This window comes from Actinomadura violacea (assembly GCF_017573465.1).
In the GTDB taxonomy this organism is placed as follows: Bacteria; Actinomycetota; Actinomycetes; order Streptosporangiales; family Streptosporangiaceae; genus Spirillospora; species Spirillospora violacea.
Genome location: NZ_JAGEPF010000016.1, coordinates 204360 through 229228, shown reverse-complemented (window position 1 = coordinate 229228; position 24869 = coordinate 204360). Strand labels below are relative to the sequence as shown.

Sequence of the window (24869 nt, the reverse complement as noted above, 5' to 3'; positions counted from 1 at the left end):
CGTCAGGAGACGACCACGAGCGGAACCTTCGCGGCCGTGGTCTGCGCACCGGTGGCCGCGGGGGCGGCGGCGCCCAGCCCGGCCCCGAACGTGAACCCGGCCGCCTTGGAGCCGATGTGGACGGTGGCGGTCGAGGCGAGCGGCGCGGCGCCGGTGAGGGTCTGGACGGTCGCCGCGGCGGACATGGTCGCGGCGATGTACCAGCCCGCCGACTTGATCGGCACCGGCTTGGCGAGCGCGAGCCTCTTGGTGGTGTCGGCCGCCCAACCGGCCGCGGCCTGGTCGGCGGTCTGCGCGAGGAGCTTGCCGTCCGGGTCGTACAGGGCGTGCCACCAGTGCGTGTAGGTCACGCCGGCGGTGTCGCCGGAGGTGAACGCCAGGTTGGTGACCAGGTCGCCGCGTGCCAGCCAGATCCGGGCCCCGATCGCGACGCCTGAGGCGGGGGCGGCGAGGTCGGCGGACGCGGCCCACACGGGGATGTTGGTGCGGACGAACGCGGCGTCGCGGTCGACGCCGGGCAGGGCGTTGAACGGGTCGTCGAACGCCGGGGAGTCGGCCAGGACTCCGGTGTAGCGGCCGTGGACCGTCACTGGCCGGCCTCCTTCTTCTCGTGCTGGTCGACGAGCTCGACGAGCTCGTTCTTGGTCTTGCCGCCGAGCTCGTCGTCGGTGATGCCGAGCTGCTTGGCGTAGGCGGTCCACGCGGCGACGGGCGCGTTCTTCGCCGGCTTGCGGAGCTGCTCCGCCGCGTCCCCCGCACCATCACCCGTGCTGCCGGAGGCGGCGGCCGCCTTGAGGGCGTCGGTGAGGGAGGAGGAGTCGAAGCCCTCGGCGGTGTCCTCCGTCGGGTCGGGACGCTCACTGGTGCTCGGCGCCTCGCCGTCCTGGGTGGGCTGCTCGGCCTCGGGGCCGGCCTCGCTGCTCGGCTCGGCCGGGGCGGTGACGCTGTCGGCGTCGTCGGTGCCGGCCCGCTCCCGCACGGGGGTGATCTTGTAGTTGTGGCGGCGGAAGTACGCCAGCTCCGCCTTCTGGGTGTCGTCCACGCGGGCACGGCCGTCGACGAAGGTGACGCCGCCGACCGTGCCCTTGTAGCCCGCCAGGGGCGTTTCGATGTCGAAGCGCATGTCAGACCTTCACGTTCCGGAAGACGCCGCAGGCCTTGGTGTTCTTCAGGACCGGCGCGACGGGGCCCATTTCGACCTCGCCGGACTTGACGGCGCCGGAGGTGGTGTAGTCGGGCAGCCAGGTCTCCACCAGGGGCACGCCCGCCATGGACGCGCCGTGGAAGGAGTCCATGCCGAAGCAGACGGCATAGATGTCGGTCAGGCCCGTGACGGTGGCGCCGCCGCCGGCGCCGTCGGGGTCGCGGGCCTCGATCGGGATGATCGGCGCCGCGCCGTCGAGGCGGTCGCCGATGTCGACCAGCGTCCACGGCCCGTACCGCTCGATCTGCCGGCCGAGGTCGTCGCGGGTGGCGGTGAACTGGCCGGCGCGCCGCGCCATGCTCTTGAGGCGCGTGATGGAGCGGGTGTTGCCGAGGATCGCGCGGACGCCGGGCGGGAGTGCGCCGGGCGCCCCCAGGTCGATCGAGCCGACCGTGGACGGGACGAGGCGGGACAGGAAGTCGTCGAACTCGTCCAGCCGCGTGAGGGCCTTGTCGGCGGTGTCCACGCTCGCCGACGTCCAGTCGGTGTACATGGGGTCGCCGCCCGGGAAGTACTCGGTGGCGGTGCCGGTGAGGGCGAGGTCGAGGCCCTCGAAGCCGTCCTGGTCCTCCTCGGTGGCCGGGTCGCCGAGGATCAGCGCCTGCTGGAATCGGCCGCGGACCGATGCCATCAGCTGCTGCATCTGGAAGTTGACTTCCGTGGTGGCGGGGTTGCCGAGGCGGGCGATGACCCGGTCGATCGTGACCGCGCCGCCGAGCGGCTTGAGGTCCACGCTGTAGCGCTGGCGCTTGGCCTGGCCGGGCGTGTACTCGGTGTTCAGCCGCCGGAAGTTGGCCTGCGCGGCCTCGATCAGCCGCGTGTAGGCGTAGGTGAGGCTGGACCCGCCGCCGGTGCCGGGGGTGACGACGTCGTCCCAGACCATCTGGTCCAGCAGCCAGCTGTAGCGCCGGAAGTTGTCGATGACCATGTAGTTGACGTCGTCGTCCGCGTTCACCTGCGCCTGGGCGAGGGTTACGGGCACGTTGTTCTCCTTCGGTTCGCAGGCCGGCGCGGCGCCCCTAGGTGTGGGCTACCTGGCCTGGTCGTAGTGCTTCTTGACGGCCTCGTTGAGAGAGGCGGGCCGCTTGCGCTGCGGCTTGTTGCCGGTGTTCATCTCGCCGCCGGACCGCTCGGCGGCGCGGGGCTTGGCCTTGCGGAGCCGCTCGTTCTTCTCGACGGCCGTGTCGATCGCGTCGGCGATCTTGCTGCTGAAGTCGTCGGCGTCCGGGTCCAGCCCGGCGACGGACTTCAGGAAGCGAGCGCTGTCCAGCAGCGCGCGCGGGTTGGCGTCGTGGTCGTCGGCCGCGAGATACACCGCGAGCTGGACGGCGGCCTCGCGGTAGTTGGCGTGTGCGGTGTCGGCGCGCTTGCGTTCGGTCTCGGTCTCGGCCTCCGCCGCCTGGAGCTTGCTGCCGAGGTTCTTGGCGACCTCCTCGGGCGACGGCGGTGTGTCGTCCTTCTTCAGCCCGAGGGCTTTGGCCAGCGCATCCATCTGCTTGGTCTGCGTGGCCTGCATGTCGTCGAGCTGCTTTTGCAGCGCGGCGGTGGCCTTCTCCGCGGCCTGCCGCTTGGACCGCTCGTCCTTGAAGTCGTCACGGATCGCGGCGATGGTGCGTTCGGTCTTGTCGTCCCCGGCACGGGCGCGGCGGTCGCGGGTGCGGCGCGGCTTGTCCTTGCCGGCCTTGCCGTCCCCACCGTCCCCGCCGTCGTCGTTGTCGGTGTCGTCGTCCTGGCCGTTGCCGTCATCGTCGTCGTCCTGGCCGGCGCCACTGCCGCCGCCCTGGCCGCCGCCGGTGTCCCGGTCGTCCTGGCCGCCGTCCTGGTCGTCGGTGTCGTCGTCCGCACCACCCATGACCGGCCACACGATCCGGCCGGAGGGCAGCACGCCGATGGCGCGGAGCCCGGTGCGGTCGTGGATGGGCAGGGTCGACACGTCCGGCAGGTTCAGCGCCGGAGTCGCCTTCGTGGTGTTCATGCAGGATGCCTCCAGGGCATGCGAGACGCCGGCCCGCGCCAGTCGGGCCGGTCTCTTGATGGGTGGCGGGGGCGGCGCCAGGCGGCCCCCGACGGTTACGAGGTGGTTCAGGTACGGGGTGAGCCGGCGGGCTCCGCGGCGCGTTCGCTGTCGCGGTTGATCGGCCGCGCCTCCCCCAGCGGGGAGAAGCCGGGCCGGCCAGCGCCGGCGGCGGGAATCTGGTCGAGCGGGGAGGGCTCCTCGGCCTTGATCCGCTCGACCTCCTGCAGTACGCGGGGCTCGTCCCAGTCGGGATGGACCATCTCCACGCGGGTTTGCAGCGACACGGCGCGGGCGGACACCAGCAGCGACACGGTCTGTGCGGTGTCGGCGGGGTCGGGGGTGATGCCGGGCGCCCATTCGATGTCGGGTGGCTGGGGCCGCAGTCCGCGCCGCTCGAACGCGGCCTCCTCGATGGCCAGGAGCGCGTGGTTCATGTGGGCGAGGACGGGCCGCACATAGTTGATCTTGTGGGCCTTCGTTTGGAAGCTCTGCTCTTTGCGGGCCTGCACTTCGGTCGCGGTGAGCGCGGTGTCGGCGACCAGCCCGAAGCTTTGCGCGGAGTATCCGGATGAGCGGACGATCGTTTCCAGCAGCGCCTGCGTGGTGTCCTGGTGCTCCTGCACGCGGATCGAGAACTGGATCTCGTTGATGAGCGACTGGCCGGACATCGGGTTGATCTCGACCGGCGTGAACACCTCACGGTCGAGGTCGAGGTAGGCGCCTTGCCCGCGGCCCTCGGACTCCAGCATCGCCCGGTCGGCGAGAATGCGGGCCTTGCCGAGCCTGATGTCCCGCATCCAGCTGGTCCAGGTCTCGTCCAGCGAGTCCATGAACGCCTCGACGCCCTGGTAGTCGGACCGGCCGAGGTTCACGCCCTCCGGCAGGTTCCGCCAGATCCGGTTCGGGCGGATGTTCGGGATGTAGCCGGCCGTCAGCAGGTCGATGCCGGTGGGGATCTCATCGCCGTTCTCGACGATGCGGGCGAATGGTTCGGTGTCCTCGAAGTCGCCGAGCGGCGCGAGCTGGCCGAGCGAGGTGGGGGTGCCGACGAACACCTGGTGGCGGATCACGCCGGGCTTGTGGGTCTCCAGGTGACGGACGACGGTCTGCTGCCCGTCGTCCTCGATCACCGTCCAGAACATGACCTCGCGGAGTCTCCCGTACCGGAAGGTCGGGATCGCGCAGTCGGGCTGCACCACCGACAGCCACGGCCGGTCGGCGATGTCCTTGTCCCAGGAGGTGCGCAGGTAGACGCCGCCGAGCGCCGACGCGGTCTCGGCCGCCTCCCGCAAGGTGGCCTGCATTCCGTCGTCCTGGAGCTCCTGAAGCCGGTCCGTGGTCGCCTTGTGCGGGGTCTTGAAGGTGAGCGGGTCGGCGAACAGCAGGTTCGCCGACACCACGGAGATGTCCGAGGCGATCGGCATGTGGATCTTCGACCGCAGCTCGCCCTCGGGGGTGGGCCGGCCCCAGAACATCCGGGCGAGCGCACCGACGATCCCGCCCCGGTACTGGGACGGCCGGTTCAGGGGGCGGCGGCGCGGCCAGTTCGGCGGCCGGACCGCGGCCACCCCGTCCCCGCCGTACACGTATTCGAGTTCGTCGGGCTCACCGGTCCACCACGCGGACCAGACGGCCATGCGGTCGTGGATGGGCGCCAGCTCGGGAGGCGGCCACACATCATTGGCCATGCGGAACCAGGCCCCCTTTCGTAGCTCGGGGCCTGGTCAGGCCGATTCAGCCGGTGCCGTGTTCCGCAGATGGCAACTGCGCAGCCGGCGGGGACGCGAGGTAGGGCCTCAGCGTCGCGGCGGTGATGTGCGGCGGAAGCGCGCTGATGATGCGCTCCTCGATGACCGCCCACCGCACGGCTGCCTCGGCCGGGTTCAGGCGGTTCTCATTGCGGTACACACGCCACAGCCGCCACCCTTCGAGGTAGTCCTCGACGGTCGGGTAGGCGTACCGGTGCGGACACTCCTCCCGGCCAGCGAGCTGCTCGGGCGTGTAGGGGTGGTGCTGGTCGGTGTGCGCCTCGTCGTAGCCCCACGGGATGGAGCAGCCGGTGCCATGGACGCGGCACCCCGCGGCCGCCAGGCGGTCATTCACGTGTTCGGCTCTGCAACGTGCTCGATGGTCTCGGCGATGAGGATCGGAACGGTCGTGCGCGCTTCCCATAGAAGCTGCTCGATCGCGACCGCCCGGGAGCCGTCCTCGTCCACGTTGATCTCGGCCATCCACTGGTCGGGCTGGTAGCGGGCCAGCATCGACAGCGCGTGCAAGACCGCCCACCACGCCATGAGGGGGTGAACGCTGCGGCCGGCCCCTCCGACCTCGGGGAAGAACCACCATCCGCCGGCGTAGGGACGCACCATCGTCTTCAAGTACCCGAGGCGCTCTTCCACCGTGCTGGATTGTTCGCTCGGCATCAACCAGTGCATGAGGAGCTCGCCCCAGCCACCGGGGGTACGGAGCACGAAGTCCGGGTCACCTTCCGGGTCGTTGCTCGTCTTCAGGAAATCGGTGTAGTGGTGAACATCGGGGAACGCCGAGAGGTAGTCGTCCAGGGCCTGGCGAGGTTGCGAAGAAGCGACGACCCACGGCGGAAAGTCCACTACGCGGACGCTCAGCAAAGGGTGCGGATCTGCGTGCAAGCTCTGGCTGACGAACAGCGGCATGCGCCTGTGCTGCTCGTCATCGCTGAGCGGCCGTTCGTTGTTGCCCGGTATGCAGTCCCAAAGGTCTTCGAGACGAACCTCAGCCGATTCCGGGAGCAGCGGGGAGTCGAGGATCTCCGAGAGCCGCACGAAGCTGCTCGGCTTCCCCGCCTTGCCGCTCACGACCCGAATGTCACGCAAGGGCCCATCCAGGCCATTCGCTTGGATGCCATGGCTCCGGAGCTGCCATCCCTCGCCGTTCGCGATCGATGATGCCGATGCGGCGGCGATGGCGCGGCCGGCCTGGCTGAGCCCGTAGAAGATCAGAAGGGGCTGTGTCTCCGGCCCGACCGCCTCTGCGGCGTGGAACATCTGCTGGGCTTGTTCCAGTGCGGTGCCGTACGTGCGGCGCCTCTCGGGTGTGCTCTTGGCGGGGGTTGGTGGGTTGGCGCGCGTCGCGCGGATTCGCCCCCAGGTCTTCTCGGCATCCGGCATGTCCGTCATCGTCTCACCGCCCGGCCGGTCGCTGCCGGTCTTCGACGACGGTCGAGGCGGCTGCACGATCGGCCTGTCCTCCGCCGCTCCCGGAGAATCCGAACGGCGGCGGGAGGCTGCCGACGAGGGCGTCCCGGCCGGCGTCGACTTCTACGGCCAGGACCTCGCGGCCGAGGAGCGGCCGCGGCGGTGTTCGGCCTCGTCTGCGGCGGCGAGAAGCTGCGCGGCGTACTGGCGGGCGTGGGTGGGGCTGGAGTCGCCGGCCTCGCGGCGGATCATCCCTTCGTCGCGGACGCGGGGGCCGACCGGCATGTCCGTGTGCGGGGTGCGCGGCACGATCCAGGAGCCGTTGTAGGCGCGGTCGAACCGGGACCGGCTGTAGGGGTTGAATCGGGGTCGGCGGCCGTGGACGCGCCAGCCGTGGGCGTCGGCGTGGGTGAGGAGCCCGAGGATGGTGTCGGTGGCTTCGACGTCCTGGTGGTCGTAGCCGCCAAGGCCGCCATCCAAGTAGGCCAGTGGCAGGCCTCCACGGTCGCAGTCGAGGCAGTGAAGGGCGACGCCGCAGTTCTCGTCTCCGACGAGCCGGAACCGTTCGGGGTCGTCGCTGGGCGCAGGGTTCGGCGGCGAGTCGGGGTTGGCCATGGGCGTCCTTGTCTGGTCACGGGTTTCCGCAGGTGACTTGATTGCGACCTGCGGAAACGCGGCACCTTGGTTAGGCGGCGAGGGCGAGGTGAGGGCGCCACAGGAACTCGGTCGTCTTCAGCCCGTACCGGCCGGCGTCCAACGAGTGATCGTCGGTCTTGACGGGCTCGTCGATGCCTTTCTCGGCCTGGTCGGGGTCCCACGTATAGCCGGGGACCTCCTCGATCCAGCCGGTGCACGACTCGTGGACGCGGAGCCGGTCGGTGGCCAGGAGCGACGACACGAGCCGGATCCCGTCGAGCACCGCATTGTCGGCGAGGGTCGGGGTCACCTTGTCGCGGTACAGCTGCGTGATGAACGACGCGGCGGACGGGTCGACCACCCAGTAGCGAGGCTGGACACCGCGCGCGGACAAGCCGGGGACGCGGATGTGCGCGGCCCAGTCCCGGAGCCGCGCGGAGTACTCGGGGTCGGTCAGCTGCCGGCGCGTGACCTTCGCCTCGTACCGCCACTCGTTGGTCAGGTAGAGGCGCCCGTCGGCGCCGAGCCCGACCATCTCCGCCGAGAAAGGATTGCTGGTGCCGTAGTCGATGCCGCACGCCGGCCACATCACGATCTCCGGCAGTGCGGAGACGATGTGGCGGTCCTCGTCCCACATGTCGTAGACGCTGCCCTCGGCGAGGCACCATTCGCCCTGAATGAAGCGGCGGTACCAGAGCCCGACGTACTCGTTGCGCAGGTCCTGCTTGAAGGACTCTTCAAGGAACGGGTTGTCGTCCAGCACGAAGTGCCAGGACCGCAGGTTCAGCCGGCCCTCGCGCAGCAGGAACTTCTTGCGCAGCCAGTGCGAGGGCCCGTCCGGGTTCGTCGTCGCGATCAAGCGGGCGCCCGGCACGCGGATACGCGACAGGCACATCGTCCAGAAGCCCTCGGGGATCAGCGTGGCCTCGTCGATGTAGATCAGGGACGCGGTGGCGCCGCGAATGCGACCTTCGGCGCGGACGTCGCTCGCGCCGACCAGGTGCACGGTCCGCCCGAAGATCGTGGCGACGTTCGAGCCGCGGGTGTGCTCGACGTACTTCGCGAGCGGCCCGAACGGCCCGAGGGGCTGCATCAGCACCTCGATGATGTTCCGCTCCACCGTCTGGAGCGTCCGGCCGACGCAGAAGATCAGGCCGTTCTCCGGGGCCTGCGCCACGGCGATGAGGAACGCGACGAGGCTGGCGATGGTCTTCCCGCTGGAGACCGCGCCCTCCCACAGCGAGATCTTCACCCGCTCGGACTCGACGATCGAGCGGATCTGCTTGCGGGACATCACGCTCGTGACCCGCTCCAGGTCGACTGCCGGGGGCACAACCACCCCCTCAGCCACGCAACCGCCAGCCGCAGCCGGCCGACGGGTTAGAGGAAACGCCTGCGGCCGTGAGGCGGACGCTGCCAAGGTGAAGGCGCGAGAGATTATCTGTCGTGGCCATCTATTGACCGGTCGCCGTGGCTTGGACGCCTGCCCTTCCCAGGAGGGGCGCCGCCCTGGCCCGACGGTGAGGAGGCCGGACTAGATGAAGATGATCGCTCGGTATCCCGTCATGTTGATGACGGCGGCCACCGCGAAGGACTACGTATTCGTCCTCCTCGTACTCAGCATCTTCGTCGTACTGGTTGGCGTGCTACTGCCTGCGGTGTGGTCGGCGAAGCCGAGCAGGCGTCGAGACGCGCGGGCCGTCCTTGAGGTCGTGCTCCAGTGGAGCCTCGACCTGCTCGCGCCGGGCGGCAGGCGGGGCCGGCGCTGATGCGGTGGGCTTCTCCCCGCTCCCCGCCGCATTGTGCCGTGTTTCCGCAGGTCGCTTGTATGCCACCTGCGGAAACACGGCACCCGCCGTCATTCGGCCGGGGGTGCCTCATAGCCGGCGTCCTGCACCGCCTGCGCTTCCTGAGCCTCGATCGCGTCGTAGGCCAGGCCGAGCGCGGCGCGCAGGTCGCCGATCATCGTCTTGCCCTGCTCGGCGCCGTCGCCGGTGTTGACCGACTCGATCTTCAGGGCCTTGTCGAGGGCGATGGCCATCGCGGTGTAGGCGGCCTGCTGGTCGCGGATCGGCGGGAGCTTGGTCGTGACGAGCTCGGTGCCGAGTGGCCCGGTGACGATCTGGGTGTAAGGCGACCAGGCTCGTTCCCGGAACCGTTGGGCGTCGCCGTACAGGTCGACGAGGAGCTTGGCGCGGGCGGCCAGCGCGTCGAACTTGCGGGCCTGTGTCGCGCGCGCGGTTTTGCTCTTTGACCGGTCAAACGCAGACGTCAGGTTGGCGGCTTTGGCGATGTTGGTGACGGTGCCGACGCTGACGCCGTACTTCCGGGCTATGGCGTTGCGGGAGAGTTTCCCGGCCTTGATGGCCTTGAGGATCTTGGCCCGGGTTTCGTCGTCGATGCGTGGGGGCACACGTGGTCACCCGCCTTCTACCAGGTGGGGCAGCGTGCGGGGCCGTTGGGTGGTCGCTGGTGCTGCGGTGTGGGGGTCGGGGATGAGGCCGAAGTGTCGGGCCCATTTGCCGACGGTGGCGTCTGCGCGTTCGCGGATGGCGAGGGCTGGGTTGGGGGCGAGGCCCTGGCCTTCGGCGATGAGGACGCCGGCGGTTTGGACCATCTGGTCGGCGTCGACGTAGGTGGCGAGGGCGTTGCACAGGAATGCGAAGGCGGGGGCGGTGCCTTCGGTGAGTGTGCCGGGGGCGGTGTGGGGGGCGAGGGTGTGCCAGAGGGTGGTGGCTTCGTCGGAGAGCCAGTCCGGCGGGTCGACGGGGGCGGGGACGGTGGTGTCCCCTCCCCCGTCGAGCAGCTGGAGCGCGGCTGACTCGGGAGCCTTCTCAGTGGCCGGCTGTCGGGTGCCGCGCTTGGGCATCGGATCAGGTGCCGGAGTTGCGCGCCCGGCTGGGCGACGCGGCGCGGCGGGCCGGCGGCGGGGTGCTCTCCCCGCGGCCGCGGCGGCGGGAGCCGCCGAACAGGTTGCCGAGACGTCGACGCATGGTGCCTCACTTCCCTAGTCGGATCTTCATGGTGCTCGCGGCCTGGTGGCCGTCGAGGTACTTGTCGCCGAGGACGTCCAGGCCGGTGTCGGCGAGGAAGGCGTCCTTGGCTTCGCGGTGTGGGAACACCACGACAATCCAGTGCGGGGAGTCCAGAACGTTGGCGGGGTGCGGGTCGGGGGGTGCGGTGAAGGCGGAGGCGAGGGCGGCGAGTTCCTCGGCGCACTCGCGCTCGAAGCCACCGGTGCCGGTGAGGCCGGCGAGCGGGTCGGGCGGCAGGGTCGAGGTGAGGCGGTCGGTGACGGACTCGCCGTCCGTACCGGTGAGGGCGCGGGAGGACAGGAGCGCCTTGGCTCGGTCGCGGGCGTTCTGCACGGCGGTCTTGCCGACCGCGGCGGCGAGGTCGGGGCCGTGGATGTAGTGGCCGTGCAGGGTGATGCGGGCGGCCTTGCAGAATCGGGCGGGGTCTTCGGGGTCGCGGAAGCACAGCGCGAGCCAGTACTCGGAGTCGGTCGCGCGGCGGAATCGTTCGTCTTCGCGGCGGGCGCGCTCCCGGAACCCGAGGCGCTTTTCGAGTTCCTCGGGGCTGGCGTCCTCGTCGCCGGGGCGTAGCCGCGGCTTGTCGGGGTCGTCGGGCGGGGCCTCGGGCGGCGGCTCGCCGGGCTTGATGCCGCGGCCGGCCATGGCCTCCAGGCGGCGGCGCACCTCGTCAGAGATCGGCACGGAACAGCTCCATGTCCGCGAGCGGGAACCAGTCCAGGACCCGCTGGTAGTCGTCGGGGGCGTACGTCTTGAGTTGGGCGAGGAACCGGTGGTCGAGGCCGTCGAACGAGCGTCCGAACCACAGGTAGTCGGGGGGCAGTTGGACGCCGGCCCGTTCGATGGCGCCCATGACGTCGGCCTTGCGCCAGTCCCACACGACTTTCTGGGTCCGGGCGGTGTTGTTGATGGGGCCGTGTGACTTCAGGGCCATGCGGCGGTTCGGGGAGTCCGCGGCGCGGACGCCGTCGCATACCCACGCCTCGGGCATGTCGTAGTGCTCGCGGACCAGGTCGTTGAGTTCGGTGTAGGTGAACTGGGGCAGGGTCGCGGCCTCGATGAGCGCGCAGCGTTCGGGCGGCTGGTAGACGAGGGCGGTGAGCCACCGGTACAGCGAGGGGTGCGGCAGGTTCAGGATCGGGCCGCAGCCGAAGAACTCGCCCATGTAGGCGAGCGACTCCTCGACGAAGCGCAGGCCGGGCACCAGGTACAGGTGGTACGGGATCACCTCGACGTCGGCGTCTCGGAGTGCGAGCCAGGCCGCGAGGCTGTCTTTCCCGCGGCTGAAGCTGAGTAGGACCGGCTTGCCGGCCTCTGCCAGCTCCTTGCGGAGTGTGGCGGAGGGAGGGACTCCCTCAATCTCAATCACTGGCATACCAATATTCTTATCATGGTCGGCTTGTGGCGGGCAGGTCATGGCCGGATCCTGTCACCGGCTCGGCAGTGAGTACGGCAGACATGGGGCCGGAGTGGCCTACGGGTGTCTGTAGGTACGGGCGGGCATTCACGGGGGCACACGGTCACCCCCGGGGCGGCCCTCATGCCCTCGGAGACGGCAGGGGCGGGCGGCGGGCAGGGTGACGGATGGCGGGGATCTTGGCAGGTCAGAGTCTACATTCCAAGATGACTTGACATGATTATTGGATTGCCATAGTGTTCTGGTCATCGGCAGGGACACACGGTCCCGGCCACCACTACCCGGAGGTCCTGAGATGGCCATGGACTACGTCGGCAAGATCCAGGCGCTGCTCAACAAGGCGGAGCACCCCAACACCCCGCCGGCGGAGGCGGAGGCGGCCGCCGCGATGGCGGCCAAGCTGATGAAGGCCAAGGGGATCGAGGAGGCCCAGATCCGCAGCTCCAAGGGGCAGGACCCCGAGGAGATCACCCTGATGGTCATGGAGATGCCCATCGAGCACGGGACGGTGTACTACGAGGCGGTGTACCCGCTGATCGTGGCGATGGGCGGCGAGGCCCTCGCCGACACCCACAAGGGCGAGATGACGATCGTCGGCACCAGCAGCCTGCTGGACAGCCTCACCGTCCTGCTCACCAGCCTGTCGCTGCAGATGAACTCGGCGTTCAACGCCGCCGGCGACAAGCGGGAGGCCGAGCTCCGCAAGCTGCACCCGGGCTGGGACGACCAGCAGGTCTGGGACGCCGTCGACCAGTGGTGCTGGGACTACATCCGGGGCTGGGGCGCGGGCGTCGCGGAGAAGATCCGGGCGCGGGTCGGTGAGCTGGCCGACGAGGCGCCGGGCAACGCCCTGGTCCTGCAGACCGAGGCCGACCGGATCCGGGCCGCGTACCGGAAGATGTTCCCGCACACGGTCAAGCTGACGGGCGCCCGCAAGCAGCACTACCTCGCGACGGCGCAGGGTCGCCAGGACGGCCGTAACGCCGACATCGGTGACGCCCGAGTGGACGGGGGCGGCAAGGCCACCCGCGCGATCGGCTGAGCCACCGGCTCCAACCCCCGGCAGGGTCCCCCTGCCGGGGGTTTCCGCATGCCATCACAGGGCCCGCCGTAGCCGGCCACCGGTCAAGAGCTGGGAACGGTGCCCGGACCGGACGGGCCGGACAGTGCCCGGACCGGGCGGGAGCGGTGCGGCGGGCGGGCAGCCTACGGGCGGCCCTGCAGCGGCCTACGGGCGGCCCTGTAGTGGCCTGTGAGGGGACTGCAGGGCTTCCCCTGTAGGGGAAGTGGCCGGAGCCGGAATGACCCCTCACAGGCCATTCTGTGACCATTCAATTTTCCCTGCCTGTCTACTTGACTTGATTATTGGATTGCCATAGGTTCGGAGTGTCGGAACCAACCAGGAACGGACCAGGGAGAAACCAGATGGGTGACGCGAAGTGCGACGCCGGCAAGAACTGGCTGGACATGGGGGCCCGCGACTTCGACACCGAGGCCGGCCCGGAGGCGGAGTACCGGCAGGAGGCGATGTTCCCCGAGCCGGACCCGTGCGGCACCGCTGACCTGCTCTCGTAACCCCCCGACCCGAAGGGTTTGATCATGCTCAAGGTCAAGCTGACCGCGCTGGCCCACTCGTTCAACCCCGCCCGCCGCGCCGTGCGCCCCGAGCGGCTCATCAAGCTCACCGACGACGAGCTGGCGATGCTGCTGCGGCGGTGGGACTGGAGGCCGTACGTCGTGCAGGCGGTCGAGGCGGAGGCGACGCGCCGCGACCGGGTGGATGAGAAGGCGCGCCGTAAGGCGGCCCGGCTGGAGCGGCGGAAGGCCAAGGAGCGGCGGCTCCGCTCGGACTACCAGGACTACATCGAGGCGTCCTACCTCGCGGCTGAGGCGGAGACGCGGGGACAGGTGTTGAACGCGGCCGGCTGGGCGGCGGGTGTGGACCCCAAGAGCCTGTTCTCCGGGCAGTGGTCACGGGCCCGCAAGTACGCCAGCGAGGAGCTGCTCAACTTCTGGGCTGAGCACGGGCGGATCACCTACTCGGAGTTCAAGCGGCAGTCCCGCGAGCAGCGGCCGGAGGAGCCGGAGCGGGAGAAGGTCCCCGCCTGACTTCGCGCCGGGGCCCGGCCACCGCGCCGGGCCCCTCCCCCTTCTAACGAACAGGAGATCGCCGGATGGCGACCATCAAGATCACGCATACCCTCCCGGAGGGCACGCTCGTCCACGGCACGGAGCGGGGAGACGGGACCGGGACGATCCTCGGCGGCCGCGGCGGCTGCGGGTTCCGGTTCTCCAGGGACCTGGGTTGCTGGTACCTCCCGCACTCGCGCGACAAGGTGTCCAAGACCTGGGCGATCGGGGAGGCGAAGCGTCGGCTCACCGAGGCCGGCCACACGGTGGTGGTGGAGATCGACGACGCCTCCCCGGGCCGGGACTTCGGCAAGGCGGAGGCCGAGCGGAACGAGCGGGCGGAAGACCGGGCGGAACGGTACGGGGTCCGGGGGCATCGGGCGTTGCGGGCGGGGCTGTCCAGGTGGCAGCACAACCGGGAGCGGATGTCGCACATCCCCATGGGGCAGCCCATCCTCGTCGGGCACTACAGCGAGCGGCGGCACCGCAACTTCCTGGACAAGATGCACCGCAGCGACGGGATCGCGGTGAAGGACATGGAGCGCGGCGAGTACTGGGCGGCGCGGGCTGCGGCGGCGGAGAAGTACCGGCAGCACCGCGAGAACCTGCCGACCACGCTTCGGCGGATCGAGCGGCTGGAGGCCGAGCTTCGCAGGATGGACCGGCACCTGGAGTCCATGCGGGTCAAGGCGGAGGCGGAGGCGGCGGCGAAGAGGGCCGCCGTCCGAGGGGCCGTGCTGCGCGAATGGTTCCGGAAGCTGCTGCGGCGCCCGCATGCACCGGTGCCGGCGAGCCCGGGAATGATCCGGATGACCACGACCCGTGAGCAGACGGCCGGGGAACTGGCCTACTGGCAGGAGCATGTCGAGAAGCTGAAGGCCGAAGGCCTGAAGGTGTGGGGCCCCGGTGACTTCGCCAAGGGAGACTTCGCGCTGCACCGCGGCCGGTGGTTCGAGGTGATCCGGGTCAACCCTAAGACCCTCACGGTGCCGTGGCAGCACCTTGGCGACCACCGGGCGGTGCTCACGGTCGAGGCGGCCACCAAGGCCCAGCTGACCGGCGGGCGGCTGCACACCGACCGGTTCGGCTACGACGACATTCAGGGTCGGATGTCGGCTGAGGAGATGGCCGTCAAGCTGGCGCAGCCGGCCCCCCAGGACAGTTAGCCCCTCGGGGCGGTGGGTCCTCCCCTGGTGGGGAGGGCCTGCCGCGTTGTGTGGGCTGTGAGGAGGACAGCGCGATGCCCCTGCTGATGACCCGACCGGAACTGGTCCGGCGGAGCGATGCCCGCTTGGCGGCGCACTATTCTGCCCTCATGGAACTTGACGGGATTATTGTCTTGCAGGACCCGGCGGAGCTCCCCGCCGACCGGGACGCCATCCCCGACGAGGCTCTCATCAATGTCGATGTGTGGGCCGCGTTGCAGGGGGTGAAGAAGACGACCGTCGAGGCCAACCGGTCCCGGCACAACGCTCGCCGGGGCACTCCTCAGGCGAAGGCCGGCGACATGCCGGAGGAGTCAACCACCCTCGGCAGGGTGCCGTTCTGGCGGATGGCGGCCTACCGGGCGTGGGAGACCAACAGGCCCGGTAAGGGTGCCGGTGCGGGCCGTCCCGCCGGAACCGGTGGGGCGTACTCGCCCCGCGCTCCTCGCACCCTTCAACTGCCGGGCGACTGCCCGCACTGCGGTCAGACGGTCCGGCGGAAGGACCTGCCCGAGGGCGCGAACGTCAGGAGCCGGCGGAGCCTGGAGTTGCCCTCGCTGTGCCCGCATTGCAGCCGCGAGATCCGCGGGGAGGACCTCCTCGCCGTCCAGGAGGCGAAGTGACCGACGACCGCCAGGACGAGCAGCACACGGCGGTGTACTACCGGCGGCTGCGCCCGGACTCTCCCACCGGGCCGGTGCCGGATCCGGAGGTCTCCCCCGCCGACCGGATGCTCGACGCGATGCTCGCCGGTGAGGTGGACGCGGTCATCGCCATCGACCGGGAGACCGACGAGCCGCGCGTGTTCCCTGTCTCCTCGCCTCGGGACAGCCGGTAGGGGTCAGGTGGTGGACCAGTCGGTGGCGAGCAGGTCGGTTTGGGAGGCCACCCAGGGGACGAAGTCGCCGTCGACGGTCCGCATCATCAGGTAGGGCCGGAACTTGCAGACCGTGCCCTGCTCGATGCCGGTCGCCTGTGCGGTGTTGGCGTTGATGGCGATGCCGTCCGGGTAGCCGGCCTGGAGCACGATGAACATGCCCCTGCCGTTCCAGCCGTCGCGGGTGAGCCTGTCGCCGGCGCGGAGTGCTGCTAGCGCTTCTCCGAAGTCCATGCGTGGTTCCCTTCCAGGGGTTAGGTCAGGAGCCGTGTGCCCCAGGGGCGTACCGAGCGGCACCGGCAGTGTGGGTGGACCGCGCCCGGCAGGCCCATCCTGGGAGGGCGGCTGACGAGGTAGTCGCGGCCGTGGGCGTGGCGGCATTCGCTGGTGGTGGAACCGTCCTGAGCCGACCACCAGCCGAGCCGGTCACCGTAGATCGCGGCCATCCGGTCGGCGTCGGCGGCGGCGCGGCGGCGGTTCTGCTGGGCTGCCAGATGCTGCCGCAGATACCGCATCTCCGGTCGCAGTGCATTGCGGACCGCGGCGGCAACGGTCTCGTTCTCGCCGCGGGCTCTGATCGCGGTGTGGATGCGGCGAGCCGCGTTCACCAGGTACCACGCCCGGTAGTGGTGGGAGTCCCGCCGGTTCTGCTGCGCCGTGGGACCGGCGGCGCGGGGCCGCCGGTCGGCGGGGATGCGGCGGGCAAGGTCGGCGGCGGCGCGGATCGCCGCGGCGGCCAGGCGGAGCGGCTTGAGGGCCCGGCGGAGCGCGGCGGCCGCCGCAGCGGCGGTCAGACCGGCGGCCAGGACCGACGCGGCGGCTTCGACGACCTTCCGGTCACGGCGAGACGGCTCGGGGTTCTGGTGTTCCATCACCGCCCCCGGCCATGCTCGCGTTGCGGATGGTGTGCCGTTCGATGAGGTCGCCGGCGACGGCGGCTGCTGCGGCCAGCGGCACCATCGGAGGGTTGCCAGTCGCGAACGGATCCAGCAGCCGGGCCAGAGCTTCGACGGCCGCCGGCGCGACGTCCGCCCGATATAGGACGGTGAACGGCGGCGGACAGAACGGCAGGACCGGGCCGCCCACTGGCCCTGAGCGGCTGCACTCGGCGCGGTGCCGCAGCACCTGCCACACCTCGACCGCGTCGCGGCGGCTGGTGAACCCCTCGACTACCAGGACGCTGAACCCGAGGAGGCCCCTCAGCCTGTGCACACCGCTCGCCATGATCATGTCGTCGGGAGCGACGCCGTGGCTTCGCGCCTCCGTGACCGCCTGGCGGTGTCCCGGCGCGCAGATCACCGTGCGCATCAGGACTCGCCGGCGTGGGCCCGTTCGAGTGCGCTCTCGTAGGCCGCCTGCGTCCTTTCCAGGACGACCGCGAAGGTGCGGGCGGCGTCGGCCACGCTCACCGTGTGGCCCCCGTCGTCGGCGAACGGCTCGATCAGGGCGCTGAGGGTTTCGACGGTGCGCGGGTCGATGTCGGTGGTGTAGAGGGCGTTGATCAGCGGCGGGTGCGTCGGCAGGATCGGCGGGGCGTCCATCTGCTCGACGGCCGTGCGGACCAGTTGCCAGGTCTCGAATGCGTCGGGGCGGCGCGCGAACCCGCTGGTGACGGTCACGTCGCAGGTGTCGGCGCCGGTGATGCGGCTGAGCTGGTGGGTGTGGACGCGGTCGCCGGACTCGACTGCGAGGGCGGCGGCGGCTTCGTCGGCGTCGGCGGCGTTCAGCGCGCAGATGATCGTCTTCACTTCGCGGGCTCCAGTTCGGCGCGCAGCCGATCGAGGGTCTCGGCGCGGACCTTGTTGTGGCGGGCGTCGGCCAGCGCGTTGTGGAGTCCGGCCGGCTGGTCGGGGAGCCGCGGGCCGCCGAGCCTTTGCGCTTCCTGCTTGAGGTCGTTGGTCCACATCGGGACGCCGGGCGGCAGATCGTTCATCGAGCCCCACAGCTGGCACAGCACCACGTGGTCGTAGGCGCCGTACCACGCCCACAGCTCCGGGGCGGGCGTCGCGGCGATGAAGGTGTGGACCGCGCGAGCGATCTGCGCGCGGGGTCGGACGTCGGGGTGGTCGAAGTCGAGGTGCCCGTGGATGCAGCGGCAGCGGACGCCGGGCGGGTCCTGGCGCTGCGGCAGCGACGGCCACACGTTGTCGACCAGCCAGTCGGACGCGAAGAACTTGCGGGTGTCGAAGTCGGAGGAGACGGCGTAGAACTCGCGGCCGTCGTCGGCGGCCATGCCGATACTGACCAGTTCGACGGGGTGGTCCGGGCCGGCCTCGATGAACTCGCAGTCGTAGAAGATCCGCATGCGGGGTTACGCCTTCCAGGCTTCGGGGTCGTTGCGGCGGTCCCGCTCGGGCATCAGGTAGGGGGTGGCGGAGTAGGCGTAGCCGAGGTGGTCGCCGGTCTGCAGGTGGGGGTTGCCGAGGGAGATTCCGCCCTCGCAGCCGCCCTGGTAGGTGCCGGGTCCGGTCCAGCCGATGCAGGTGTCGCCCTCGTGGCGGCCGTGCGGGCAGCGGTCGAGGTCGGCGACGATCTGGGCGAGGCTGCGCAGCTCGGATTCGTTGGGGGGTTGTGTGGTGAGGAACTCGCGGAGCTTGGCGGCGCCCTGGCTGGCGCGGTGCACGGCCACGGTGAGCGGCGTGTGCAGGACCTCGGCGGCTAGGTGCCGGGACGCGTTCGACTCGTCCAGGCGGGTGAGGTGGCTGCTCGCCCACTTCAGGGCGTGGATGATCTTGTCGAGTTCGCGGGTGGCGTCGTCGTGCTGCATCGGTGCGGGTTCCTTCGCGGGGTTGCGGGAGGAGCCGAATCGTCCCGGTACCGGGCGGCGCAGAAGGGGATGCCGCTTCTCGACCGATCCGGGCCGTGCCAGCTTGGGTGATGAAGGGTGGTGTTTCGGGGGCGCGCCGTCAGCGCCGGGGCGCTGTGCGCGGTCAGGCTTGGAGCGCGTCGGCGAGCTTGCGGAGGGCGTCGGCAACGTTGTCGGCGAGAACGGAGCCCGCGATGGTCGCCTTCACGCGCTGGACCGGGGGCGCGGTGCCCGAGTCGCGGGTTTCCCACTCGGTGGTGATCTCGTAGGGGACGGCAACCTCGGCGATGGTCAGGTCGTCGAGGACGACTTTCAGTGGCAGGGAGGCGAAGCTCATGCCGGCTGCTCGTGGCCGATGGTGACGCGGCGGGCGAAGAGGGTGAGGGTGACCTGCACCAGCTCGTCGTGGTTCATCGTGATGTCGTGGACGCGTACCGGTGCGTCGGAGGGAGCTAGGACGGAACGGCCGTTGATCCGGATGTCGTCCGGCAGGATCACCCGCGGGTCTACCTGTCCGGCGGCGCGCTCGATGATCTCGATATCCGCGCCCTTGACGACCGTGTCGGTGTCGTAGAGCCGCTCGAAGTCTGCGGCCGGGAAGGCTTGGATGTGGTTGTCGACGTCGCGGACGAACACGGTTCCTGGCTCCGCTGCCGTGAGCCCGCCCGGCGACGCATATGACAGGAACCGCAGTCCGTTGATCTCCGCTACGCCGTCGTAGGAATCGCCGAGGAACTGGACCACCTCGTCGGTGTTCTCGCCGGTCCACAGCTGGTAGGTGACCGTGATGGGTCGGGGCAGAGCCGTGGGCCAGGGGCGCGGAGCCTGGCCGTCGCCGGCAGTGGTCGGGGTGTCGTGCATCGCGGGGTTCCTTCTCATCTCGCCGCAGTGACCGGATCAGGCCGCGGATTGCTGTATCCGCCGCTGGGGCGGTGTCAGATTGGGGTGGGATTGCAGGTATGCATCGCTTGTTGCCGCTGGGCATCCTGCTGGTATTCGCGGCCTCCTGGGTCGGGTTCGTTCCCGTATCCACTGGCGGGTTCGAGTGCGGGTCGCTTTACTCCCCGAAGTCCCTCAGCACGGACTTCCCCGACGACTTCCCTATTGAGGTGTTGGGGCAGGCGCAGGACGCATTCGGTTCGGTGAACGAGGCGTGCTCGGAGCAGCGGACGCGGATGCTGGTGCTCCCGATGGCGGGCATCGTCGTGGCGGGGATCGCCGCCGGGGTGGCAGGTGGCCTGGCGTGGCGGCGGCGGCTGGGTGCGGCGCGTGCTGCGACCGCAGAGTGAAGGTGCGGCCCTTCGTCCCCTGACCCCCCGCTAGAGCCTGAGGTCGAAGGGCCGCACGAATCTCCGGGTGTTCCCGCCTCGCGCGAAGGGGCGGGCCCGGAGTGCGCACTCTGCCCAGGTCTTGAAGCCCCGGGGGTGCGCGGTCTGGAGGGTTGCCGGGGTCAGCCGGCGAGTGCGGCCCGCGAGGTGCGTTTCGCGCTGCCGCTGGTGCGTAGCGCGGCCTGGTAGGCGGCCTTCTCGGCCTGGACGACGTCCGCGCGGCGGTAGATAGGACGCCGCGGCGGTGATCCCTCCACGGGATCCATGTACCCGCGTGTCCGCCAGGTGCTGATCGTGGATGGTGACACACCTAGCGCGGCGGCCGCCTGCGCGGTCGTCCAGTACTCCTCGGCGTCGGGGCCGATCAGATGATCACCCCCTGAGCGCGCGAATGCCCCCAGCCGGCGTTCCGGGCTGAGGGCATGGGTGTTGCAGGTGATCTTTAGTTTGGACCGCAGGTCAGGGCGTTGTCAACGCGGCGTGGCCTGCGGTTCCGGGTGCGACAGATCCGGAGTCGAGGGCAGATGAACGGCGCAGGCTTGGCCGGCATGCGCGGGGCGTACGCACACCCAGCCGTCGGCGGCGGGGCTGACGATGTGCATCGCGGGAAGCAGTGGCCGAAGGGACGGACCGTCGACGAACAGCCCGTCCTCAGCGCTAGGCGGGTGCGAACGTGCAGCAGTCGACAGCATGGCTCCTCAGCGAGACGAGGCCTTCCGGGTGGGTAGCTCCTATTGTCACTGCTGGGCCCGACAGAACGCGACTCCACCGCTATGCTCGCCGCGAGCCGGATGATCCGGACAAAGACGAGTAGCGGACTTCCCTAAGCCTCGTCTGTCAACAATTCTTTGGATACGTTTCTGGAGCCGTCCCAGGCCGGCGGCCGGACCTGGTCAGATGGCCGCCCTCTTGCCGATATCTCGCGCATTGCCGGTGTTCGTATGTAGAGTACGAGCTATGGGCTATGTAGAGTACGAGCCACCAGAACGGCCGCCGGGCATCTTCGTGCCTCGGGACGTGCTGCGGGGCGCCGCGATCGTGATCGCCGGCGTTGTGGTGGCGGTGCTGGTCTGGCTGGTACCGGTGGTCGGAGTACCGATCGGGGTCGGCACTGGAGTGGCCGGACTGCTGTTCACCTTGTGGTCGCACCGCGATCGCAGCATCCCTCCCACCGAGCCCCCCGCTATCCCCCAGGCCGGAGCAGGCACGACACCGAAGGGAAAGGAGACGCGGCAATGGGCCAAGCACCGCGGATGACATTGCAGACGCAGATGGTACTGCGCCAAGCCCTCGTCGAGCCGACGCGCGAGTGGTATGGCCTTGAGATGGTGCTCGCCACCGGCTTGCCGACCGGAACCGTGTACCCGATCATCGCCCGGCTGGAACAGGCAGGCTGGATTACCTCCCGCTGGGAAAACGTCAGCGAACAGGCCACCGAGGCTCGCCCTCGGCGCCGCTACTACCAGTTCACTGCTGACGGCACCGAGGAAGCGCGTCTCGCTCTTGCCAAGGCCCACGCCAACCGCGTGACCACACCCGTGTCCTGGAGCAGTCTGGGTACCCACCCTGATGCTGGCGGTGCCGGCGCATGATTCAGCTGCCCAGCCCCGACGACCAGGCGCGGGAGGCCGAGCGTATCGCCGCCGCCGCAGCCCGCATCCGCATCATCTGGAGCGAGGCCGTCGCAGAGGAGCAGGCTGCAGTCCGTGCCCGGAGGTACTACGCAGCGACCGCGGTGGCCGCGGCCAGCAGTTCTGTGCTGAAGGCAGCTCGATGTGCCGCGCAAGGTGAGTATGCCGCGGACGAATCCGCGACTGCGGCGCTACGCACCCGCCTCGCAGCCAGGCTCATCGCCGAGTCCGCCCGAAGTGCAGGGAACGACACCGACGCAGCGATTGCTGAGGCTGTCGCTGCTCAGGTGTACACCGTCGTGGAGGAATCAAATGTGGCGGACGCGCTTGATGTGACGGCGGACATGCTCGCAGTCATTGCCCCGATCTTCAATCGCCTCCAGCCTGTGCGACATCCGAACGGCACGTCGCGCCCTCCGAGCAGGATGGTGAGAGCGCTGGTAGGTGCTGGTGCCGCACTACTACCGCCTGTGCACCGCGCCCGCTACGGCGAGGAGTGGCTGAGCCTGTTCGCCGAGCTTCCTACCCGCCGGGCCCGCATCCGGCATCTGTGGTCGGTGTTGGCGGGTGCGCCCCGCCTCAGCTATGCGCTGCGGCGTCCCCTCCCACAACATCGGCGTCGCGCTTGACGTTCTGCCTGTTGGCGCTCTTCAGCATCGTCCTGAGTCCGGTCCCCAGGTGCTCGCGAGAACACGAAGCTTCAATGCGCGGTTGCCTCCTCTCCGCATCAGGGGCAACGGCTCCCGCCGAAACTCGGCGGCCGTGGCGAGCGAGGTAGTCACGTACACGGCGAAGGCGAAGAGGGCGACGAAGGTCATCGCGCTGCGGCCTGTCTGGTGCTGTTCTTCTTGGTGCGGGCGGCGTTCCATGCGGCCACGTCCTTCATCACGTCGGTGAACGCGGGGTCGCCAGGGGTGTCCTCGTAGCGGTGACCGCAGGACCGGCAGACCACGTAGTCCTCCAGGCCGACAGCGCCGTCCGGGCGCACCATGTGGCCGCGTTCCCCGCAGTCGGGCTGTGTGCATGGGACGGGAATGTCAACGTCCGAGCCGGTCAGGCCGAGCCGGCGCCGGCATCGCATGGCCAGGTCGAGGAGTTCGTTGCCGGCGTCGCCGCCGTCCAGAGCTGGATAGGAGGCCGCGTAGCCGGCAGCGTAGTGGCGGCGGACCATTACCTCGTCAGGGAGTTCGTCGGCCTCGGCGAGGGTGATGTAGCGGACCATCACGTCCCGTCCGAGGGCCAGCAGCGCGTCGACCCGCTCGGCGAGGGACCATGCCATCACCTGAATGCCGACCTGCTGATGGACCCGCCTGGTCTGCGCGGTGGTGTAGCCGCGGCCGCCGTCTACGGCGTCGACCCGTTCGTACCAGGACGCCACCACGTCGTAGACGCGGCGCATCAACTCGTCCATGCCGGTGTTGATCAGGATCGGTGGCGCCGGGCGGCCGGTGGGGCGCGAGTCGGCGCCGCGTTGGGGCTTGGATTGGTCACCCAGCATCGCGGTGGCGATGCCGTGCAGGCCAGGAAGCGCGGTTATCGCGAGCTGGAGCGCGGCCCGGTCGGCGTCGCAGAACGTCCGGTAGCCGAGCGCCGGCTCGCGCATGGTGCGGCCGGCCTCCCGGACGATCGACGCCGAGCTGCAGCGGGTCCCCCGCGCGCACGGGCGCCGATCGTCATCGGTGTAGTCGCCGTTGCCCATGTTCCCCCTCATCGTGGTGTGTCTGTGGTGGTCGAGCGTGCTTGTGAGCCTCAGGGGGTGGCGGTGCGGATTGCGCGCCGGTCGTGCTGTTGGCGTCGTCGTTGGGCGAGGGTGTCCGCCTCGTATTGGGAGCGGACGTGGGAGGGGATCGGGCCTCGGGCCGGACATGGGATGCCGTGCTCGGCGGCCCACGCCCGGATGTCGCGCGGTAGCGGGGTCGGGTAGATCGGGCAGGTGCGCGCGCGGAGGTCGTCGACTCTGATCTGGCCGAGGGCAGCGGCGATAGCTACGGCGTGGATCGTCTCTGCCGCGCCGAGCTTGCGGGCGGCGCCGGCCAGGACGCGGCGAAAGGGGCGGTCGGCCATGCCGACGTGCCGCGCCGCCACCTCGTGCGGCAGGCCGATCGCCACGGCTGTGAGCGCCGCCCGTTCCCGTTCGGTCAGCTCCGCGGCTGATGCGGTCGATGTGGGAGTCGTCATCAGAAGTCGCCGTCCGCGCACTGGAGCACGGTCAGGCCGAGGGCGCGCCACATCTGGACCACTGATGCGCGGTCCTCCAGGACGGCCGTGACCGGCTCCGCCACGAACTGGTCGTACAGCTCTCGTTTGACGATCGTGTCGGGCCGCATGTCACCGGCGGTCCGCATCAGCAGTGCCTCCCCCGGCACGCCGACGTGCATGGCCAGCCACGCGCCGGTGGCGACGCGGCACACCGAGGATCTGCCGGTCACGTAGATGATGCGGTGCCCCGCCGCGTCGATCGCCTGGACGACCGAGACGACCGGCGTGTTCGGGAGGTCCTCGCCAACACGGTGCCAATCGAAGTGGTGACGGACATCGGCGCGGTCCTGGTCGCGGAGCGCGACGGTGCCGTCGATGTCGACGAGGTACAGCTGTCCGGGGGCGGCGTGGTCGGCGAGCTGGATGCCGAGAGCTTCGCTCATGAGCCGGGTCACGGAGTCGCGCGGCATGACGCGAGGGGTGGCCAGGGCGGTGACGTCGAGCGGCGCGGGTTCGAGGCCGAGGGCCTGGTGCGCGTTCCGCAGTCCGGCCGGGGTGAGCCGGTAGTAGCGGACGCCGTCGCGCCTGTTCCCCTCCGCGAGGTCTTCGATCTCTAGCCGCGTCATGGCGTCGCTGACGATGCCCGCGGACAGCCCGGTGACATGGGCCATGCGCTCGGTGTCTAGGTTGCCCGCGCCGCTCATCAGCGCCAGCTTGATACGCCGGACGAACTCGTGGTCGTGGTGGTCGGACATCAGAAGGTCTCCGTGGAGGTCAGGGCGTGGTGGTGGGCGGCTTCCATCGCCGAGTAGGTGGGGAACAGGGCCGGCCAGTCGCGGCCCGGTGTCAACGCGGCTGCGGGAAGCGCACCGAGCGCGACCGCATACCGGACGGTGAGGTGGTCTCGGCCGACGACAGCGAGCCATCCGGCGCACAGCCAGCCCGGCTCCGCCTTGACCGCGTGGCAGCCGAACAAGAGGGCTCCGAGGGGCGCTTCCTCCCCTGGGCGGCCGATGGTGCCGGCCGCGTACTCGGCGATGTTCGGGAAGCGGATGCGGCCGATGGTGTCTACTCGCCAGGGACATGCGCGGCACGGGCGGGTGCAGCGCGGCAGGGGCGGCGGGGCGCCGTGGTCGCTGGCCGCGGGGGGCTTCATCCGATGCCCCAGTGCTGGACGCCGACGCGGGCTCGGTGGGCGGCCCTGTGCGCAGAGG

Annotated in this window: 37 protein-coding genes; 11 read left to right on the top strand and 26 right to left on the bottom strand. The window is 70.1% G+C overall.

Annotated features, from left to right (window positions below):
• Positions 1-2 precede the first annotated feature (2 nt).
• From J4709_RS26680 to J4709_RS26640, 9 genes are all read right to left on the bottom strand, one after another.
• Positions 3-590, bottom strand: a complete 588-nt coding sequence (locus J4709_RS26680; protein ID WP_208244538.1) for a hypothetical protein — start codon at positions 588-590, stop codon at positions 3-5.
• On the bottom strand, positions 587-1123 hold the full coding sequence (locus tag J4709_RS26675; protein ID WP_208244537.1) for a hypothetical protein: 537 nt from the start codon (positions 1121-1123) through the stop codon (positions 587-589). The genes J4709_RS26680 and J4709_RS26675 overlap by 4 nt, the downstream gene beginning before the upstream one ends.
• 1 nt (position 1124) lies before the next feature.
• Positions 1125-2186 carry a major capsid protein gene (locus J4709_RS26670; protein WP_208244536.1) on the bottom strand — a complete coding sequence of 354 codons (1062 nt, stop codon included), beginning with the start codon at positions 2184-2186 and terminating at the stop codon, positions 1125-1127.
• A gap of 48 nt (positions 2187-2234) precedes the next feature.
• Entirely contained in the window at positions 2235-3179 is a 945-nt protein-coding gene (locus J4709_RS26665; RefSeq protein ID WP_208244535.1) for a hypothetical protein, read from the bottom strand.
• Between the two features lie 107 nt (positions 3180-3286).
• Positions 3287-4909, bottom strand: a complete 1623-nt coding sequence (locus J4709_RS26660) for a phage portal protein (protein ID WP_208244534.1) — start codon at positions 4907-4909, stop codon at positions 3287-3289.
• Between the two features lie 46 nt (positions 4910-4955).
• Positions 4956-5324, bottom strand: a complete 369-nt coding sequence (locus J4709_RS26655) for a hypothetical protein (protein ID WP_208244533.1) — start codon at positions 5322-5324, stop codon at positions 4956-4958.
• Positions 5321-6367, bottom strand: a complete 1047-nt coding sequence (locus tag J4709_RS26650) for a YaaC family protein (RefSeq protein ID WP_208244532.1) — start codon at positions 6365-6367, stop codon at positions 5321-5323. Before J4709_RS26650 ends, J4709_RS26655 begins: the two co-directional genes overlap by 4 nt.
• Positions 6368-6517: 150 nt before the next feature.
• The gene (locus J4709_RS26645; RefSeq protein WP_208244531.1) at positions 6518-7009 is read right to left on the bottom strand and encodes a hypothetical protein; all 492 of its coding nucleotides are present in this window, start codon (positions 7007-7009) and stop codon (positions 6518-6520) included.
• Positions 7010-7079: 70 nt separating this feature from the next.
• Positions 7080-8363, bottom strand: a complete 1284-nt coding sequence (locus tag J4709_RS26640; RefSeq protein WP_208244530.1) for a PBSX family phage terminase large subunit — start codon at positions 8361-8363, stop codon at positions 7080-7082.
• Positions 8364-8568: 205 nt separating this feature from the next.
• On the opposite strand from J4709_RS26640, the gene J4709_RS26635 reads away from it, so the two are divergent.
• On the top strand, positions 8569-8799 hold the full coding sequence (locus tag J4709_RS26635; protein WP_208244529.1) for a hypothetical protein: 231 nt from the start codon (positions 8569-8571) through the stop codon (positions 8797-8799).
• A gap of 89 nt (positions 8800-8888) precedes the next feature.
• Here J4709_RS26635 and J4709_RS26630 read toward each other — a convergent pair whose 3' ends face one another.
• The 4 genes from J4709_RS26630 to J4709_RS26615 all read right to left on the bottom strand — a co-directional run bounded on the left by J4709_RS26630 (position 8889) and on the right by J4709_RS26615 (position 11437).
• The gene (locus J4709_RS26630; protein ID WP_208244528.1) at positions 8889-9443 is read right to left on the bottom strand and encodes a helix-turn-helix domain-containing protein; all 555 of its coding nucleotides are present in this window, start codon (positions 9441-9443) and stop codon (positions 8889-8891) included.
• 6 nt (positions 9444-9449) lie between these two features.
• A complete protein-coding gene (locus tag J4709_RS26625; protein WP_208244527.1) occupies positions 9450-9899 on the bottom strand; it encodes a P27 family phage terminase small subunit in 450 nt (149 codons plus the stop codon).
• A 130-nt stretch (positions 9900-10029) separates the two neighbouring features.
• Positions 10030-10746, bottom strand: a complete 717-nt coding sequence (locus J4709_RS26620) for a hypothetical protein (protein WP_208244526.1) — start codon at positions 10744-10746, stop codon at positions 10030-10032.
• A complete protein-coding gene (locus J4709_RS26615) occupies positions 10733-11437 on the bottom strand; it encodes an adenine nucleotide alpha hydrolase family protein (protein WP_208244525.1) in 705 nt (234 codons plus the stop codon). The genes J4709_RS26620 and J4709_RS26615 overlap by 14 nt, the downstream gene beginning before the upstream one ends.
• Before the next feature lie 337 nt (positions 11438-11774).
• Here J4709_RS26615 and J4709_RS26610 point away from each other — a divergent pair, with 337 nt between their 5' ends.
• The 6 genes from J4709_RS26610 (at position 11775) to J4709_RS26585 (ending at position 15652) form a co-directional block, all read left to right on the top strand.
• The gene (locus J4709_RS26610; RefSeq protein ID WP_208244524.1) at positions 11775-12521 is read left to right on the top strand and encodes a DUF2786 domain-containing protein; all 747 of its coding nucleotides are present in this window, start codon (positions 11775-11777) and stop codon (positions 12519-12521) included.
• Positions 12522-12904: 383 nt separating this feature from the next.
• On the top strand, positions 12905-13054 hold the full coding sequence (locus J4709_RS26605) for a hypothetical protein (RefSeq protein WP_208244523.1): 150 nt from the start codon (positions 12905-12907) through the stop codon (positions 13052-13054).
• Between the two features lie 24 nt (positions 13055-13078).
• Complete coding sequence (locus J4709_RS26600; protein ID WP_208244522.1) at positions 13079-13588, top strand: hypothetical protein; 510 nt, start codon at positions 13079-13081, stop codon at positions 13586-13588.
• Positions 13589-13653: 65 nt separating this feature from the next.
• A complete protein-coding gene (locus J4709_RS26595; protein ID WP_208244521.1) occupies positions 13654-14775 on the top strand; it encodes a DUF3560 domain-containing protein in 1122 nt (373 codons plus the stop codon).
• A 149-nt stretch (positions 14776-14924) separates the two neighbouring features.
• Complete coding sequence (locus J4709_RS26590) at positions 14925-15437, top strand: hypothetical protein (protein ID WP_208244520.1); 513 nt, start codon at positions 14925-14927, stop codon at positions 15435-15437.
• On the top strand, positions 15434-15652 hold the full coding sequence (locus tag J4709_RS26585; protein ID WP_208244519.1) for a hypothetical protein: 219 nt from the start codon (positions 15434-15436) through the stop codon (positions 15650-15652). Before J4709_RS26590 ends, J4709_RS26585 begins: the two co-directional genes overlap by 4 nt.
• A gap of 3 nt (positions 15653-15655) precedes the next feature.
• On the opposite strand, the gene J4709_RS26580 is transcribed toward J4709_RS26585, so the two are convergent.
• The 8 genes from J4709_RS26580 to J4709_RS26545 all read right to left on the bottom strand — a co-directional run bounded on the left by J4709_RS26580 (position 15656) and on the right by J4709_RS26545 (position 19358).
• Positions 15656-15925 (bottom strand): DUF2829 domain-containing protein, encoded by a 270-nt coding sequence (locus J4709_RS26580; protein WP_208244518.1) that lies wholly within the window; start codon positions 15923-15925, stop codon positions 15656-15658.
• A gap of 20 nt (positions 15926-15945) precedes the next feature.
• Positions 15946-16563: a hypothetical protein gene (locus J4709_RS26575; protein WP_208244517.1), complete on the bottom strand. Its 618-nt coding sequence runs from the start codon at positions 16561-16563 to the stop codon at positions 15946-15948.
• On the bottom strand, positions 16529-16999 hold the full coding sequence (locus J4709_RS26570) for a hypothetical protein (RefSeq protein WP_208244516.1): 471 nt from the start codon (positions 16997-16999) through the stop codon (positions 16529-16531). The genes J4709_RS26575 and J4709_RS26570 overlap by 35 nt, the downstream gene beginning before the upstream one ends.
• Positions 16999-17439 (bottom strand): hypothetical protein, encoded by a 441-nt coding sequence (locus tag J4709_RS26565; protein ID WP_208244515.1) that lies wholly within the window; start codon positions 17437-17439, stop codon positions 16999-17001. The genes J4709_RS26570 and J4709_RS26565 overlap by 1 nt, the downstream gene beginning before the upstream one ends.
• Positions 17436-17996 (bottom strand): 3'-5' exoribonuclease domain-containing protein, encoded by a 561-nt coding sequence (locus J4709_RS26560; RefSeq protein WP_208244514.1) that lies wholly within the window; start codon positions 17994-17996, stop codon positions 17436-17438. The genes J4709_RS26565 and J4709_RS26560 overlap by 4 nt, the downstream gene beginning before the upstream one ends.
• Positions 17997-18002: 6 nt before the next feature.
• Entirely contained in the window at positions 18003-18458 is a 456-nt protein-coding gene (locus J4709_RS26555; RefSeq protein ID WP_208244513.1) for a hypothetical protein, read from the bottom strand.
• 163 nt (positions 18459-18621) lie between these two features.
• Complete coding sequence (locus J4709_RS26550; RefSeq protein WP_208244512.1) at positions 18622-18834, bottom strand: hypothetical protein; 213 nt, start codon at positions 18832-18834, stop codon at positions 18622-18624.
• Positions 18831-19358, bottom strand: coding sequence for a hypothetical protein (locus J4709_RS26545; protein ID WP_208244511.1), 528 nt, complete (start codon positions 19356-19358; stop codon positions 18831-18833). The genes J4709_RS26550 and J4709_RS26545 overlap by 4 nt, the downstream gene beginning before the upstream one ends.
• A gap of 98 nt (positions 19359-19456) precedes the next feature.
• Between J4709_RS26545 and J4709_RS26540 the strand changes: the two genes are divergently transcribed.
• Positions 19457-19786, top strand: coding sequence for a hypothetical protein (locus J4709_RS26540; protein WP_208244510.1), 330 nt, complete (start codon positions 19457-19459; stop codon positions 19784-19786).
• A 161-nt stretch (positions 19787-19947) separates the two neighbouring features.
• Here J4709_RS26540 and J4709_RS26535 read toward each other — a convergent pair whose 3' ends face one another.
• Positions 19948-20190 carry a MerR family transcriptional regulator gene (locus tag J4709_RS26535; RefSeq protein WP_307801573.1) on the bottom strand — a complete coding sequence of 81 codons (243 nt, stop codon included), beginning with the start codon at positions 20188-20190 and terminating at the stop codon, positions 19948-19950.
• Between the two features lie 592 nt (positions 20191-20782).
• Here J4709_RS26535 and J4709_RS26530 point away from each other — a divergent pair.
• The 3 genes from J4709_RS26530 to J4709_RS26520 are packed head-to-tail and all read left to right on the top strand — an operon-like array spanning position 20783 to position 22085.
• The gene (locus J4709_RS26530; RefSeq protein WP_208244508.1) at positions 20783-21082 is read left to right on the top strand and encodes a hypothetical protein; all 300 of its coding nucleotides are present in this window, start codon (positions 20783-20785) and stop codon (positions 21080-21082) included.
• A complete protein-coding gene (locus J4709_RS26525; protein WP_208244507.1) occupies positions 21079-21417 on the top strand; it encodes a PadR family transcriptional regulator in 339 nt (112 codons plus the stop codon). The genes J4709_RS26530 and J4709_RS26525 overlap by 4 nt, the downstream gene beginning before the upstream one ends.
• Positions 21414-22085 (top strand): hypothetical protein, encoded by a 672-nt coding sequence (locus tag J4709_RS26520; RefSeq protein ID WP_208244506.1) that lies wholly within the window; start codon positions 21414-21416, stop codon positions 22083-22085. Before J4709_RS26525 ends, J4709_RS26520 begins: the two co-directional genes overlap by 4 nt.
• Before the next feature lie 185 nt (positions 22086-22270).
• Here the strand turns inward: J4709_RS26520 and J4709_RS26515 are convergent, their stop codons facing one another.
• The 4 genes from J4709_RS26515 to J4709_RS26500 are packed head-to-tail and all read right to left on the bottom strand — an operon-like array spanning position 22271 to position 24811.
• Complete coding sequence (locus tag J4709_RS26515) at positions 22271-23155, bottom strand: IBR domain-containing protein (RefSeq protein WP_208244505.1); 885 nt, start codon at positions 23153-23155, stop codon at positions 22271-22273.
• Between the two features lie 50 nt (positions 23156-23205).
• On the bottom strand, positions 23206-23634 hold the full coding sequence (locus tag J4709_RS26510; RefSeq protein ID WP_208244504.1) for an Lsr2 family DNA-binding protein: 429 nt from the start codon (positions 23632-23634) through the stop codon (positions 23206-23208).
• Positions 23634-24410, bottom strand: coding sequence for a phosphatase domain-containing protein (locus tag J4709_RS26505; RefSeq protein ID WP_208244503.1), 777 nt, complete (start codon positions 24408-24410; stop codon positions 23634-23636). The genes J4709_RS26510 and J4709_RS26505 overlap by 1 nt, the downstream gene beginning before the upstream one ends.
• The gene (locus J4709_RS26500; RefSeq protein ID WP_208244502.1) at positions 24410-24811 is read right to left on the bottom strand and encodes a DUF6283 family protein; all 402 of its coding nucleotides are present in this window, start codon (positions 24809-24811) and stop codon (positions 24410-24412) included. The genes J4709_RS26505 and J4709_RS26500 overlap by 1 nt, the downstream gene beginning before the upstream one ends.
• Positions 24812-24869 lie beyond the last annotated feature (58 nt).

Coding starts and splice junctions, on each gene's coding strand:
- J4709_RS26515 (WP_208244505.1), bottom strand. CDS start 23,155: ATGGGCAACGGCGACTACACCGATGACGATCGGCGCCCGTGCGCGCGG.
- J4709_RS26500 (WP_208244502.1), bottom strand. CDS start 24,811: ATGAAGCCCCCCGCGGCCAGCGACCACGGCGCCCCGCCGCCCCTGCCG.
- J4709_RS26665 (WP_208244535.1), bottom strand. CDS start 3,179: ATGAACACCACGAAGGCGACTCCGGCGCTGAACCTGCCGGACGTGTCG.
- J4709_RS26645 (WP_208244531.1), bottom strand. CDS start 7,009: ATGGCCAACCCCGACTCGCCGCCGAACCCTGCGCCCAGCGACGACCCC.
- J4709_RS26600 (WP_208244522.1), top strand. CDS start 13,079: ATGCTCAAGGTCAAGCTGACCGCGCTGGCCCACTCGTTCAACCCCGCC.
- J4709_RS26675 (WP_208244537.1), bottom strand. CDS start 1,123: ATGCGCTTCGACATCGAAACGCCCCTGGCGGGCTACAAGGGCACGGTC.
- J4709_RS26660 (WP_208244534.1), bottom strand. CDS start 4,909: ATGGCCAATGATGTGTGGCCGCCTCCCGAGCTGGCGCCCATCCACGAC.
- J4709_RS26530 (WP_208244508.1), top strand. CDS start 20,783: ATGGGCTATGTAGAGTACGAGCCACCAGAACGGCCGCCGGGCATCTTC.
- J4709_RS26590 (WP_208244520.1), top strand. CDS start 14,925: ATGGAACTTGACGGGATTATTGTCTTGCAGGACCCGGCGGAGCTCCCC.
- J4709_RS26575 (WP_208244517.1), bottom strand. CDS start 16,563: ATGGAACACCAGAACCCCGAGCCGTCTCGCCGTGACCGGAAGGTCGTC.
- J4709_RS26635 (WP_208244529.1), top strand. CDS start 8,569: ATGAAGATGATCGCTCGGTATCCCGTCATGTTGATGACGGCGGCCACC.
- J4709_RS26580 (WP_208244518.1), bottom strand. CDS start 15,925: ATGGACTTCGGAGAAGCGCTAGCAGCACTCCGCGCCGGCGACAGGCTC.
- J4709_RS26550 (WP_208244512.1), bottom strand. CDS start 18,834: ATGAGCTTCGCCTCCCTGCCACTGAAAGTCGTCCTCGACGACCTGACC.
- J4709_RS26595 (WP_208244521.1), top strand. CDS start 13,654: ATGGCGACCATCAAGATCACGCATACCCTCCCGGAGGGCACGCTCGTC.
- J4709_RS26555 (WP_208244513.1), bottom strand. CDS start 18,458: ATGCAGCACGACGACGCCACCCGCGAACTCGACAAGATCATCCACGCC.
- J4709_RS26570 (WP_208244516.1), bottom strand. CDS start 16,999: ATGCGCACGGTGATCTGCGCGCCGGGACACCGCCAGGCGGTCACGGAG.
- J4709_RS26510 (WP_208244504.1), bottom strand. CDS start 23,634: ATGACGACTCCCACATCGACCGCATCAGCCGCGGAGCTGACCGAACGG.
- J4709_RS26525 (WP_208244507.1), top strand. CDS start 21,079: ATGACATTGCAGACGCAGATGGTACTGCGCCAAGCCCTCGTCGAGCCG.
- J4709_RS26605 (WP_208244523.1), top strand. CDS start 12,905: ATGGGTGACGCGAAGTGCGACGCCGGCAAGAACTGGCTGGACATGGGG.
- J4709_RS26505 (WP_208244503.1), bottom strand. CDS start 24,410: ATGTCCGACCACCACGACCACGAGTTCGTCCGGCGTATCAAGCTGGCG.
- J4709_RS26520 (WP_208244506.1), top strand. CDS start 21,414: ATGATTCAGCTGCCCAGCCCCGACGACCAGGCGCGGGAGGCCGAGCGT.
- J4709_RS26615 (WP_208244525.1), bottom strand. CDS start 11,437: ATGCCAGTGATTGAGATTGAGGGAGTCCCTCCCTCCGCCACACTCCGC.
- J4709_RS26610 (WP_208244524.1), top strand. CDS start 11,775: ATGGCCATGGACTACGTCGGCAAGATCCAGGCGCTGCTCAACAAGGCG.
- J4709_RS26540 (WP_208244510.1), top strand. CDS start 19,457: ATGCATCGCTTGTTGCCGCTGGGCATCCTGCTGGTATTCGCGGCCTCC.
- J4709_RS26650 (WP_208244532.1), bottom strand. CDS start 6,367: ATGCCGGATGCCGAGAAGACCTGGGGGCGAATCCGCGCGACGCGCGCC.
- J4709_RS26625 (WP_208244527.1), bottom strand. CDS start 9,899: ATGCCCAAGCGCGGCACCCGACAGCCGGCCACTGAGAAGGCTCCCGAG.
- J4709_RS26560 (WP_208244514.1), bottom strand. CDS start 17,996: ATGCGGATCTTCTACGACTGCGAGTTCATCGAGGCCGGCCCGGACCAC.
- J4709_RS26545 (WP_208244511.1), bottom strand. CDS start 19,358: ATGCACGACACCCCGACCACTGCCGGCGACGGCCAGGCTCCGCGCCCC.